This is a genomic window from Pseudomonas extremorientalis, assembly GCF_024584605.1.
Classification (GTDB): Bacteria; Pseudomonadota; Gammaproteobacteria; order Pseudomonadales; family Pseudomonadaceae; genus Aquipseudomonas; species Aquipseudomonas extremorientalis.
The window spans coordinates 2,197,335-2,210,499 of record NZ_CP089519.1; the positions used below are offsets into that span (position 1 = coordinate 2,197,335).

Below are 13,165 nucleotides of genomic sequence, written 5' to 3' on the forward strand. Positions count from 1 at the left end.
CATACGCTTGAAGACATCATTGGCCCTTGCCGTCATGCAGGGCATTGCCAGCGTCACTGTGGTCACGCCGCTGTTGCTGGCGTCGGCCTGGGTGCACGCAGCACCGCAAGTGGAATTCGACATCCCGCCAGGTTCGCTGGCGGAGGCGCTCAACCAGTTCGGCCAGGCCAGCCAGATCCTGCTGTCCTATCCGGCCGCGCTCACCGACGGCCAGACCAGCCCAGGCCTGCGCGGGCGGCATGACCTGGATACCGGCCTGGCGATCCTGCTCAGTACCAGCAACTTGCAAGCCGTGCATGGCAGCGGCAACACTTACTCACTGGCGCGGCGCCCGAGCGATGGCGCATTGCAGCTGGGCACCGTGTCCATTTCGGGCAAGGCACCCGGCTCGACCACCGAGGGCACTGGCTCTTACACCACGCAGTCCTCCAGCAGTTCGACGCGCCTGAACCTGACGCCTCGGGAAACCCCGCAGTCGCTCACCGTAATGACCCGCCAGCGCCTGGATGACCAACGTCTCACCAATCTCAGTGACACCCTCGATGCCACTCCCGGCATCATCGTGTTGCGCGATGGCCTTGGGGCGGAGAGTGACGGTTATTTCTCGCGCGGCTTCCAGATCCAGAACTTCGAAATCGACGGCGTGCCCACCGCCACACGCATGGACAACTACACCCAGAGCATGGCCATGTATGACCGCGTTGAAATCGTACGCGGCGCCACCGGCCTTATCAGCGGCATGGGCAACCCGGCGGCGACCATCAACTTGATTCGCAAGCGCCCGACGACCGAGACGCGCGCCAGCGTCACGGCGGAAGGCGGCACCTGGGACCGCTACGGCACCGGCCTGGACGTCTCCGGCCCGCTGACCGAAACCGGCAATGTGCGCGGGCGCCTGGTCGCGGACTACAAGACCGAACACGCCTGGATCGATCGCTACAAGCAGGAAACGCAGCTGCTCTATGGCATCACCGAGTTCGACCTCAGCGAAGACACGCTGCTGACACTGGGCTTCAGCTACCTGCGCACCGACGTCGATTCGCCGGCGCGTTCCGGTTTGCCCACACGCTTTACCGACGAGTCGCGCAGTAACCTTAGCCGCTCGCTAAACACCGCGCCGGCGTGGTCCTACAACGATCATGAGCAGACGAGCTTTTTCACCGCCATTGAGCAGACGTTCGACAGCGGCTGGAGCGCCAAGGCCGAATTCACCCACACTGAAAACCAGTTCGATGAAGTCTTCAACTACGTCAACGGTTCGCTCAACGCGAACGGCAGTGGTACCACTCAATTGCCGGTGCGTTTCTCCGGTACGCCGCGCCAGGACAACATCGACCTCTACGCCACCGGCCCCTTTGACCTGCTCGGGCGTGAGCACGAGCTGATCGCGGGCGTCACCTTGTCCAAATACAATGAAAGCGTGCCGAGTTACGGCGGCTGGCATTACGACTATTCCGGCTCGCCGGCCGGTGCCATCGACAACCTGTTCAATTGGGATGGCCAGTCGGTCAAGCCCGCGTTCAATGTCACCGGTAAATCCTCGGTGGATGAGAGCCAATATGCTGCTTACTTGAGCACGCGACTGCGAGTGACCGATGACTTGAGCGTGATCCTCGGCAGCCGGGTGATCGACTGGAAGCGCGAGACCGAAGATCGACCCTACGGCGGCACGGCGACCCGCACTGACGAATCGGAAACTGGCGTCTACATCCCTTACGCCGGCGTGGTATATGACCTCACCGACAACTGGTCGGCCTACGCCAGCTACACCAAGATCTTCAATCCCCAGGCCAGTTGGGTGCGCGACATCAATAACAAGGCGCTGCCGCCGATGGAGGGCAAAGGGTATGAGGTCGGCCTCAAAGGCAGCTTCTTCGACGAGCGGCTGAACACCAGCCTGGCGCTGTTCAAGCTGGAGCAGGACAACCTGGCCATCTGGATCGACACCCCGGGCGGCAACACCTATCGCAACGAGCAAGGCACCACCACCGAAGGCGTGGAGCTGGAGCTCAACGGCGAACTGGCTGACGGCTGGCAAGCCTCCGCTGGCTATGCCTATGCGGTGAGCACCGATGCCGACGACAAACGCATCGTCACGACGTTGCCGCGCCAGAGCCTGAAGACCTTCACTTCCTACCGTTTGCCCGGCGCGTTCAACAAGCTTACCGTGGGCGGCGGAGTGAGCTGGCAGAGCAAGGTCGGCGAAGACCTGCACACCTTCAGCCAGGGCAGCTACGCCATCACCAACTTGCTGGTGCGCTATGACCTGACGTCCAAGCTGAGCGCCTCGGTCAACGTCAATAACCTGTTCGATCGCGAGTACTTCAGCTACGCCGGCAACCACGGCATGTACGGAGCGCCGCGCAACCTGATGACCAGTGTCAAATACGCTTTCTGACGCAATGATTGAACGGCGCCCTCAAGGCGCCGTTTTTGCGACAGGCGCCTTGCGCACCGGAAACGGAAAGTAGAAAAACCGCAGGAACGCCACCCGCTTGATCACTTCCCCGATCAACAACGGCACCACCACCGCCACCACAAACCCCACGCAGGCCGCGACAAACGCGGGCAGCCCCAGGCGCTCCAGCAGGTCGACCGTCTTGTGCTGGATCTCGCCGTGGAAGATCAGCAGGATCAAGGTGTTCTGACCGATATAGGTCATGGCCCGCGTGACCCAGGTCGACACCATCAATACGCGCGCCAGCGCCCAGCAGGCGTACACGCCGATCACGGCCGGCAGGGTGGTCCAGAACCAGTGGTCGTAGCGTCGCTGCGCCAGGTCCATGGTGTCCCAGGTGAAGGTGAATACCACAACGAACAATGCAATCGAAATCAACAGGGTCAGCCAGGAGCCCGCGTGGGTGCGCAGCCAATCACGCAGCAGGTAGCCGACAATGAAATAAGTGCTGCTGATCAAGGTGATATCCAGGCTGAACGGCAGGCCCGGCAGCACCCAGGTATGCCCGCCGAACGCGACTGGCAACTGCCAGAACCACGGCAGCATCCAGACGCCCACAATCAACTGCAGCGTTACCAGCGCGCAACTGAGCAACAGTGACAGCTTCAGGCGCTGGATCAGGCGCAGCATCACCCAACTGAACAGGATCGCCACCCAGAAATGCGGCAGGAACCACAGCGCCTGCCACGGAATGGTATCCACCGAGGCGTACAGCACACCGCCGATATCCGGCAACAGCGGCTGGCCACGCAGAATGCTGCGCACGATCACATAGGTGAGCATGGTGAAGAAAAACGGTTTGAGCAGGCCATCGGCCTTGCGTATCGCCATCTCCACGAACGGCTGCTCGGGCTTGAAGAACACGCCCGACAGAAAAAAGAACAGCGGCAAGATGAACGACGCCAGCACCGGGTACAGCAAGTCCGGCGAAGTGGCGACGAACCAACTGTGGGCAAACACGATCACCAGGATGCCGATGCCTTTGGCGATATCCATTTGAATCCAGCGATGTTTCATATGAGTTGTCCTGATCGATCATTCATGCCTTGCGCCACGGTCTCAGCCAGAGTGCCATGCCCAGCAATACCACCGCGCCAGCCAGGGTGCTCAGCCCCAGTTGCAGCCACACGCCTTCAATCCGAAACAGCGCCAACGCCGCCACGCCCATCAGCACCGCGCTGAGCAGCCAGCTCCGAGCCCAGGGCAGGGCGCCGAGCAAGGCCTGGCGTTGCATCAGCAGCAACGCGGTGCAGAGCACGCCGGCCAGCGCAGCCAGCGGAATCCCGGCCAGGCCGAACACAAACGGCAGCACGCCCAGCAACAGCACATTGGCCAGGCTGCCGAGCAGTTCACAACGCAATGGCTGGCGCGTATCGCCTGCAGCGTAGGCGTAGCGCGCGAGCAGGGCGTTCCAGGCGCCGAACACCAGTGGTACGGCAAACCAGGCGAGCAGCAGCGGCAACGGCGAGTCCAGCGATTGCTTGGGCAGCAGCAACGCCACCAGGCTCGGCGCCGCCGCCACCAGGCCGACTCCGGCGGGCAGGGTCAGCACGCTGGCGGTTTCCAGGCCACGCTTGAGCAGGGCCAGGCGCGCGTCGCCCTGGCGCCGACTCATCATGCCCAGCAACACCTGGTTGAGGCTCATCAGCGCAATCAGCGGCAGGTTCATCAGCTTGCGCGCCAGGTTGACCCAGGTCACCGCACCTTCGCCCAGCAAGGACGCCACCAGCCGTTCGATCAAGGCCAGGCCCTGGCTGGCGCCGTTGCTCAACAGCAGCGGGCCGATGCGTTGGCCCAGCTCCCGCAGTGGTGCCCACGACCGCTGCCAATGCCACGGCCGCCAGCCCTGGCGCCACATCGACGGCAGCAACGCCAACGGCATCAACAGGCTGCCGGCCAGGCAGGCCAGGGCCAATGAGTGAGGTTGAGTGGCGGTGCCGGCGAAGGCGAGGTAGGCCACGGGGGGCAGGTTGAACAGCAACGAGCCCAGGCCCGCCAGTACAAAGCGCTCGCTGGCTTGCAACGCAATGCTGAACAGCGCATGCAGCATCAGCCCCGGCACACACCAGGCGACAATCTGCAAGTTGCTGCTGGCGAGCGCCGTGGCACTGGCCGCCAGGCCGGGCCCGAGCAGTTGCACCAGCCACGGCGCCAATACAGTCAGCAGCAGGCTGGTGACCAGCGCGATCGACAGCAACGCCGGGAACAACACCGCCAGCCAGCCCAGCCGCTCGTCGTCCTGGCGCGCCAGGTACAGCGGCAGCGCCGCCGCACTCAGCACACCGCCGGCCAACGACATGCGCAGCGCCTCCGGCAAGAACAGTGCGATCAGGAACGCATCACTGCGCTCGCCCGCGCCCCAGGCCGCCACCAGCAACCACTCACGGGCAAAGCCCAGGCACAGCCCCAGCAGCGTCGCCAGCGTCAGCCATGCGGCAGAGCCCAGCATCAGCGCTGTACGCCGTCGAGCAGCGTTTTGCGCGACGTTATGCTTTTCACCTGCGGCAGGCGCGCCGGAAACAGACGCCGCGCTTCCAGCACATTGATGCCCACCATCAGCCAGAATAGCGCGACCATCACCACGGCAAAGCTGAAGTAGTGGTCAAACAGGCCGCTGACCAGTGCCGAGAGAATCCCGGCGGTGGTGCCCAGCCACAGCGCGTTGTCCTTGGTCAGGCGGATCGGGCCGCGTTCCGGGCGGGCTTCACGCCACCAGCGCACGGTCACGGCCACGAAGAACAGCATGCCGACGATGCCGGTCTTGTAGATGAAGTTCAGCCACAGGTTGGAAATGCCCAGCAAGTGGGTGTCGGGTACGGGCGGGTCGACCTTGAAGCCGATGCCGAACGGATACGCCATCACCGCCTGCGGGAACATGCGGTACTCGTCGAAACGCACTTCGGTACTGGCGTTGCTCGATGAGAAAATCGTCGCCAGGCGCTCCTGCAACGGCGGATACGCGATCACCAGCGCCACCGTCAGCGCCGCGCCGATCATCAGCAGGCGCCCGGTGTACGGCACCCGGCGCGTGGCCATCCACAGCAGCACCAGCGCCAGGCTGACCATCGCGCCACGGCTACTGGCCAACAGCAAGGCGGCGGCGCCCAGGCACGCCACGCCCAGGCCCAGTGCGCGTTTCCAGCCTTGCTCGGTCATGCCGAAGCAGAACGCCAGGGGCAGCAGCAACGCCATGATCCCGCCGATGGCATTCGGATGCATCCACGGCGAGCCCATGCGCGACGACATCGCCTCCAGGCCGAATTTGAGCATGTCGAAGTTGCCGTAGTTGAACAGCGCCAGCACCGGTGCAATACCGGCCCCGGAGCGTGTGCGCACGAACACCGCAATCGACAGCACCAGCATCGCCAGGCTGCCCAGCAGCAGGGCGATCACCAGGGATTCACGGTGCTTGCGGTCCACCAGCAACTTGGCACAGAGGAACACCGCCGACAGGCTCAGCAACCAGCGCAGCCAGTTGGCGACGCCGCTGGTGTCGGCGTGAATAGTGACCTGGCCGACGATGAACGGGAACACGCTGAACAGCATCAGCCACAACAGCATCTGGTCGGTGGGCCGACGGGCGAGGCTCGGCGTATCCGGCAGGCGCGCCAGGAAGTTGTGCCACAGCACCGCGCCCCAGGTCAGCGCCAGGATCGCTTCGCTGACGGTACTGCGAATGCCCAGGTTGACCGTGGAATACGGCATGAACGTGGCGACCAGGGCGAACAGCACCAGGCCCCAGAACGGAAAACGCAGGATGGTCACCGCACCGGCCAGGCCGATCACGGCGAGGAACGCCTTGGCCGGCGACAGCAGCAGGGCGGCGGCGCCGAACAACAGGCCGAACAGTATGGCGACGAGGCTGGGCAGGTTCACGTTCACTTCAGCTCCTCGATCAGTTCGGCCAGGCGCCCGCGATAGGCGCGATGGTTAAAGCGTTCTGCCCACTGCCGGCATTGTTCGGGCGATTCATCGGCGGCCCGCTCGCCGAGGCTGATCATCAGCTGCGTCAGCGCTGGACCATTGGTGGGCGAAAAGCGCGGTGCCGACGGCGGGGTGATTTCATCCAGCGACGTGCCGCTGGCCACCGCCACCGGCGTGCCGACGCTCAGGGCTTCGATCACCGGCAGGCCAAAACCTTCGGCGTAAGACGGTTGCCACAGGCGCGACGCCTGGCGGTACAGCGCATGCAGTTCGGCATCCGACACGCCACTGAGTGCACGAATCCCAGGCAGGCTGCGCTGGTTTTCAGGCAAATGATCGAGGCTGCCCACCAGCACCAACTCCGGCACGCCGGGGGACTGGCGCCGCGCCTGGTGCCAGGCCTCCACCAGGAACGGCACGTTCTTGCGCAGCTCGCGGGTGCCCACCAGCAACCAATAGCGCTCGGGCAATTGGCGCGGGCCGAGGTCCGCCGCCAGTTCGGTAAAGCCGTCGACCTGATTGGGCAGCACACGAATCTTGCCCGCGGCCTTGGGAAACAACCGCGCGGTTTCATCGGCGCTGTACTGCGACGGCGTCCACACCCGGTCGGCGCTGTGCACCGCGTAGGTGATCGACAGGCGATCGCTGGTCTTATAGATGAGCGCCTTCAAGCGGTTGGCGTGGTAGTTGTTCAAGGTGATCTGGAACAGGTCATGCAACAGCACCACGGTGCGCAGGCCCTTGGGTTTGGGCGGCAACGGCAGGCCCATGTTGAAGGTGCTGATGTACAGGTCGATGTGGTGCTCGCGCAACGCCCGTGGCAGAAACCCGGCTTCGAAGCGCAGGCGATTCTGCGGCTGGTGCATGGCGGTCTTGGCGCAACCCCAGGCCGGGCAGTGCGCCTGCAAGCGGGTTTCATCGCCCAGGGGCGCCACGGTAAACCGCTCGAGCTCGATGCCGGGCAGGCCGTGCAGGGCGCTTTCCAGCGCGTACACCTGGCGGCTGATGCCCGATTGCGGCGAGGTGCCGACGGTGCGGTAATCCAGGCCTACACGCATGCGGGCTCCTTTTGATTCTGGGGCAAAAGGGTCGTGTAGACCTTTTCCAGCTGACTGGCGGCGACGTTCCAGTCATGGGCACGACGCACATAGGCGCGGCCGGCTTCACCCATGGTCGTGGCGGCATCGGGAAATTGCAGCAGGCGCACCACGGCATCCGCCAGGCTCGCAGCGGTTTGCCCGCCGAGGTAATCCAGGCCTTCCACCAGGTCCAATCCCGATACGCCTTGCTCGGTACTTGCCAGCGGCAAGCCGGCGGCCAAGGCTTCCAGTACCTTGAGCTTGGAGCCGCCGCCATGGCGCAACGGCGCCAGGAACACCGAGCAGCTCGATTGCAGGCTCAGCAGGTCGGGCACAAAACCCTGCCACTCGATACGCGGGTCCGGCCAGCGTGCGCGCCAGCTATCGGGCATGCCGAAGCCGCACACGCTCATGCGTACGTCGGGGCAGCGTTCCCAGACCTGGGGCAGGATTTCATCCAGGGCCCATTCGATGGCGTCCACATTGGGCGCGTATTCGTAGTTGCCGAGAAACAGCACGCGTTGGGTGCTGGGGTCGGGACGGGCGGCGGCGAAGTGATCGCAATCCACGCCGTTGACCACCACCGACACCGGCTTGCCGGCGATTTTTTCCAGCACCTGCGCATCGCTGTCGGTCACCGCGACCACCTGGGCGGCCTGGCGCATCACGCGGCGTTCCCAGCGGGCGTAGCGCCATTGATCGTAGCGAATGAACGGCAGCGACCAGCCCGGCAAACGGTCATACGTGGCGGCGCCAAGGGCCGATTCAACGTTGTGTTCCGTCAGCACAAAGGGTTGGGACTTGCGCGCCAGCACCTCTTCATACGGCTGGAAGCTGTAGCTGTGTTCGATTTGCACCACGTCCCAAGGGTCACCCAGCAACCAATTGAAGGTGTCCTGCAATTCACCCGACAAACCATTCACGCTGGCCAGCAGCGGGTACGGCGCAAACAGCCCGGCCAACAGGGTCGTGACGCTGCGCAGAGGGCGGCGCGGCAGGATGATCAGTTGTTCGAGAAACGCTTCCAGCACCTGGCGGTCGCTGAGCGACACCGGGTGTTTGTCATGCAAAAGCAGGGTGATCCGATGCCCGCGCGCGGCGAGGTTGCGCAGCAGATGGAACTGGCGCGTCTTGCCGCCGCTGGTGGCGGGCCAGGGTGAGTAGGGCAGGATCCATAAAATGCGCATGGCAGGCCTCAGTCCCATAACAGAATTTGCAGGTTCGACTTGACCGGTACGGTCAGGCCGCTGGTGCCGCTTACCGGGGTTTGTGTGCCGCGCAGCGGGTCGTACAGGGTGGCGCTGGCCAGGCCCGGCAAGTGGGCGTTGCCGCCCTGGGCCGACCAGAAGAACCACAGCTTGCGCCCGTCGGCGCGGGTCCAACCGATGCTGAACAGGCCGTCGGGCAACTGGTCGGCAACCGGCGGATCGCCCGGCGTGAGCGTCGGCCCACTGACGTCGAGGAAGTTCTTCAAGGCGGTGTAGACGGGCTTGGGGTTGGTGTCGATATCCAGCAAACCATAGGAGCGGTCACGCACGCTGGCGCGCTGGTCGAGGTCGCTCAAGGTGAACAGGAAAATCTTGTCGAAATCCATCGCACTCATCAGCGCCAGGCGGCGGACCACGTAGTCGGCCTGGGCCTGGAGGGTGATGATGTCCTGGGCGTCTTTTGGCCCCTTGTAGGTTGACCAGCCCCACTCGGTGCTCCACAGCGTGTTCACGCCGCCGTGGCGCAGGGCCTGGTTGAGCTGGGTGGTCTTGGCGATGAAGTCCAGGTTGGCCGGGTCGTTGCCTTCGGGCAATTGGGTATAGGGGTGGTAGGAGATCACTGTATTCAGGCTGGCCACGCCGAGTGCGCCCAGGGCGTCGAACATGGTCTGGCCACTGGGCATTTCGCTGAAGAACGCCATGCCGGCGGCCACCACCGGTTTGCTCGGGTTCACTGCGCGCAAGGCGTTGGTGGTGACGGTCAACAGATTCGCGTACCCGGCAGGGTCTGCCGCCGGGCGCCAGAAGCCGAGCAGGTTCGGTTCGTTCCAGACTTGCCAGGCCTCGACGCTGGGGTAGCGCTGCGATAGCAGTGCCATGCGGTTGGCAAACACATTGGGGTCTTTCGGCGGGTACTGGTCCGGGTACATCGACAGCGGCGGGGCGCTGCTGATAAAACGCGCCGACCCCACCAGGTAAAACACCGACTTGATCTGGTTCTGCTGCAGCTTGCCCACCAACTCGTCGAGGGTGGCGAGCTTGTATTGGTTCTGCGCGGTTTCCAGCTGATCCCAATGCAGATCCAGGCGCACCCACTCCAGGCCCAGGGCCTTGAGGCGGTCGATCTGCTTCTGGTAGCGCTCGGGGCTGAACCACAGGAACTGCGCATTCACCCCCAGGAAGTCCTTCCAGACCACCTCCTTGCTGCCCTTGAGCACATGGCTTTCGGCATCCGCCTGGCGTCCCCACAAGAAGGCGGTCAGGCCCAGGGCGGCGACCACCGCGAGGGTGGCCAGGTAGGTGCGTTTACGCGCCATAGGGGGCTCCGGTGATGGCCTGCTCGAAGAGCTGCTTGAATTTCTGCGCGGTCAACGGCCACACACGCTCACGGCCGATTTCGCCGGCGCGTTCGGCCCAATCCCGGGCCAGCAGCGGCGTACGCGCCAGGCGCAGCAGCTGTTCGCCGAGCGCGGCTACATCACCCTCGGGGTAGATCGCGCCGTTGCCGCTGGCGACTTCCTCGGCAAACGCGCGGGCGTCGGAGGTGATCGCGCCGCGCCCGCAGGCGGTGGCCCAGGACAGTGCGCCACTGGTGCCACGCTGGCGCCCCAGCAGGCCGAGTTTTTTCGATTCACGGTAGGGCAGCACCATCACGTGGTGCGCCTGGATGGTCTGGGCGATGTCATCCGCCGGCAGGTTCAGGCGCCAGTCGATGGCGTCGGTCAGGCCCAGCGCAGCGATCTGTGCGTTCAACTGCTCCAGGTAGTTACCGCCTGCGCCAAACGCCATTTCCGCGGCGGTGCCGCCCGCCAGGGTCAGGCGCACGCGGTCGCGCAATTCGGGGGCTTGCTTGAACACATCCGCCAGTGCCTGTACCAGGTCTTCGATGCCTTTGCCTCGGTAGATAAACCCGAAATACAGCAGGCGCAGCGTGGCGAGGGGCGGCAACGGTGCCGCTGGGATCGGCAGGTTGGCATGGTTGATCACCGCGACTTTGCCGGCCGGCAAGTGCATGCGCTGGCTCAGGCAGTCGGCGCCCAGGCGGGTGAGGGTCACCAGCCGGGTCAGCCCCTTGGCGACCTGGCGCTCTTCGCGCAGGGTCAGCGGGTCGGCCAGCACCACGGCAGCCTGCGGCAGTGGGCTGGGCAAACTTTCCATCAGGTTCAAGGGGAACGGCAGGTACTCGCGGCGCCACACGATGCGTTCCGGGTCATGCACCGTGGCGGTCAGCGGCAACTGGGGATAAGCCTTGCGCAATTCACGCAAGGCCAGGAATTCCCCCAGGCGCCCGCCGCCCAGTTCGGCGTGTACCAGGTCGACGGCCTGCCAGTCGAACGCGTTGATGGCTTGTTTGATCGCTTTGGAGTTGCCCGCCACCCCGGCCAACGGCGTCAGCACCGTCACACCAAGGTGTTCCAAGGCCGTGCGGAAATGGTTCGCGTAGTCGGCGATCCCGTTTTTCTCCGGCGGCAAAGGGGCGAGCAGGGCGATTCGCATCAGAACGCTCCCCGGTACTTGCCGATGGTGCGCAGCACTTTGCCCGGCACTTCAAACTTGCGACGGTTGATGATAATGCCGTCCACCTTGCCGAACGCGGTGTTGAGGATCGACAGCGCATGCTCCACCACCGGCACGGTACTTTTGCGCGCTTCCACCACCAGCCCGATCAGGTCGGCGCGACGCAGATCGACGAACGCCTCGCGGTTGTCCAGCAGGGCCGAGGCATCCAGCAGCACCACTTCACCCGGCGCAGCAGCGTGCGGCCCGCCGACGCGCACGTTGATGCCGTTTTCACTGAGCAATTGGCGCAGTTGCTCAACCACAAAGGTCACCCCTTCGCCGTGACGCGCCGAGGTCAGGCCCAGGGTCACGCCCTGTTCGGCAATGCGCTCGGGCTGCAGCAGGCTGTACAAACGGTAGATGCTCGCATTGAACGCGTTGGTGCTTTGCGCGGTGGAGGTGTCCAGCTCCGGCAGGGTGGTCCACAGCGGCAGGCCGAACTTGCGCTCCACCAGGCCACCGTCGTGAATCCGCTGGTCGAGCAGGTAGCACAGGTAGATCACCAGCAGGCCGACCACGATGGCGAACGGGATCGCCAACACCAGCATCACCAGGGTTTTCGGGAAGATGCGGCCCGGGTTCAGGGTGGCTTCTTCGATCACGGCGATGTTGCTGATCTGGCTGTTGTCCAGCTCACGGTCGATGCGCGATTTTTCCAGGTTATCCACGTACAGCGCGTAGTTGCGCTCGGTGGTGTTCAGCTCGCGGGAAAGGCGAGCCAGCTCCGGCTCGATCTCCAGGGCCTGCTTGCGTTGCTCTTCCAGGTTCAACAGTTGTTTCTGTTGTTGCACCAACTGGGTACGCAGCGCCACGTTGTTGCTGGTTTCATCCAGCAACACGCGCTGCAAGTGAATTTCCAGGGTGTTCGGCGCACGGTTCTCCGAGGCTTGCACCGTGTTGCTCTCGCTGTTGACCTGCATCTGCATGGCCCGGATCGACGCGTCCAGGGCTTTGACCGGCGGCGCATTGTCGGTATAGGTACGCATCATGTCGGCCTTTTCCAGCAGCTTCTGGTTGAGCAGGCGACGCAAATCCTGCTGCTGCGGGTTCAGGGCGATCTGGCGTACGGTGGTGACTTCCTTGGGCTGGCCCTTGAGCTGGGTGCGCGTGCTCTGGATCGCGCTGTCGGACGAGGCGATCAGCCGCGTCGTGTTGAAGGTCTCACCGCGCAGCACGTTGATGCGCTCGGACAGATCTTCCAGGCGGTCGGTGATGCTCGCCGCGCCGATCTGGTTCAGGTGCGTGAGGATCTGCTCCTTGTAGCTCTTGATCTCGGTGGCGCTGTTGGCTACCTGGCCTTCGTAGAACGCGTACAGGCTTTTGCGCCCCAGGGCCTCGGTACGCTCGTTGATGTAGGTCTCGACCCAATCCTTGACCACCGCCTGGGCGATCTCTGGGTCGCCCCACTTGAAGCTGATGTCCATCACCGTGGAACCGACGGCGTGGCTGACCTCGAAGTTTTTCTCCAGGCTGGCGGCCAGGCGTTCCACCGGCGTGGTTTTCTCCACGATACCGACGGTTTCAAGCACTACGCGCAGGCCATCGAACACCGCGCCCACGCCGCTCTTGACGTAGTACTTGGTGCGCTTCCAGAAACCTTCCGGCGGCGGCGCGTTTTCAATCACTTCCAGGTAATGCTCGGCCACCGCGCGTACGATCGGCCGGCCGGTGAGCAGGCGTTCTTCGTCGACAATCGGGTCGCGTTGGGTGCTGGGCATTACCAGCGCCTGGCGGTTGCTGATCTCGATGGGCAAGGTCGAATCACGCCCTGGCTTGACCAACAGGCGCGCGGTGGACTCGTACTTGGCCGGCAGCAGGAACGCCCCCAGCAGGATGATCACCAGCGCGGCAATCGCCGCCAGCTTGAACTCATGCCGGAAGATGAAGAACAAGCGCAGAAGATCACGAAAAGAACGGATCTCGATCATTGGGATGTC

Annotated in this window: 9 protein-coding genes; 1 reads left to right on the forward strand and 8 read right to left on the reverse strand. The window is 64.0% G+C overall.

Features of this window, described 5'->3' with window-relative positions; genetic code table 11:
• Nucleotides 1-34: 34 nt before the first annotated feature.
• On the forward strand, nucleotides 35-2,398 hold the full coding sequence (locus LUU92_RS10015; protein ID WP_257103840.1) for a TonB-dependent siderophore receptor: 2,364 nt from the start codon (nucleotides 35-37) through the stop codon (nucleotides 2,396-2,398).
• A 21-nt stretch (nucleotides 2,399-2,419) separates the two neighbouring features.
• On the opposite strand, the gene LUU92_RS10020 is transcribed toward LUU92_RS10015, so the two are convergent.
• From LUU92_RS10020 to LUU92_RS10055, 8 genes are read right to left on the reverse strand one after another with little or no spacing between them, the layout of a single operon-like run.
• Complete coding sequence (locus LUU92_RS10020) at nucleotides 2,420-3,475, reverse strand: acyltransferase family protein (RefSeq protein ID WP_028619520.1); 1,056 nt, start codon at nucleotides 3,473-3,475, stop codon at nucleotides 2,420-2,422.
• 22 nt (nucleotides 3,476-3,497) lie between these two features.
• On the reverse strand, nucleotides 3,498-4,907 hold the full coding sequence (gene murJ, locus LUU92_RS10025; protein WP_257103542.1) for a murein biosynthesis integral membrane protein MurJ: 1,410 nt from the start codon (nucleotides 4,905-4,907) through the stop codon (nucleotides 3,498-3,500).
• The gene (locus LUU92_RS10030; protein WP_071489751.1) at nucleotides 4,907-6,334 is read right to left on the reverse strand and encodes an O-antigen ligase family protein; all 1,428 of its coding nucleotides are present in this window, start codon (nucleotides 6,332-6,334) and stop codon (nucleotides 4,907-4,909) included. Before LUU92_RS10030 ends, murJ begins: the two co-directional genes overlap by 1 nt.
• Nucleotides 6,335-6,336: 2 nt before the next feature.
• Nucleotides 6,337-7,440 carry a glycosyltransferase family 4 protein gene (locus tag LUU92_RS10035; RefSeq protein ID WP_222541378.1) on the reverse strand — a complete coding sequence of 368 codons (1,104 nt, stop codon included), beginning with the start codon at nucleotides 7,438-7,440 and terminating at the stop codon, nucleotides 6,337-6,339.
• Entirely contained in the window at nucleotides 7,431-8,648 is a 1,218-nt protein-coding gene (locus LUU92_RS10040; RefSeq protein ID WP_071489730.1) for a glycosyltransferase family 4 protein, read from the reverse strand. Before LUU92_RS10040 ends, LUU92_RS10035 begins: the two co-directional genes overlap by 10 nt.
• 8 nt (nucleotides 8,649-8,656) lie before the next feature.
• Nucleotides 8,657-9,985, reverse strand: a complete 1,329-nt coding sequence (locus LUU92_RS10045; RefSeq protein WP_071489729.1) for a GH39 family glycosyl hydrolase — start codon at nucleotides 9,983-9,985, stop codon at nucleotides 8,657-8,659.
• On the reverse strand, nucleotides 9,975-11,165 hold the full coding sequence (locus LUU92_RS10050) for a glycosyltransferase (RefSeq protein ID WP_257103543.1): 1,191 nt from the start codon (nucleotides 11,163-11,165) through the stop codon (nucleotides 9,975-9,977). Before LUU92_RS10050 ends, LUU92_RS10045 begins: the two co-directional genes overlap by 11 nt.
• Nucleotides 11,165-13,156, reverse strand: coding sequence for a GumC family protein (locus LUU92_RS10055; RefSeq protein WP_071489727.1), 1,992 nt, complete (start codon nucleotides 13,154-13,156; stop codon nucleotides 11,165-11,167). Before LUU92_RS10055 ends, LUU92_RS10050 begins: the two co-directional genes overlap by 1 nt.
• Nucleotides 13,157-13,165 lie beyond the last annotated feature (9 nt).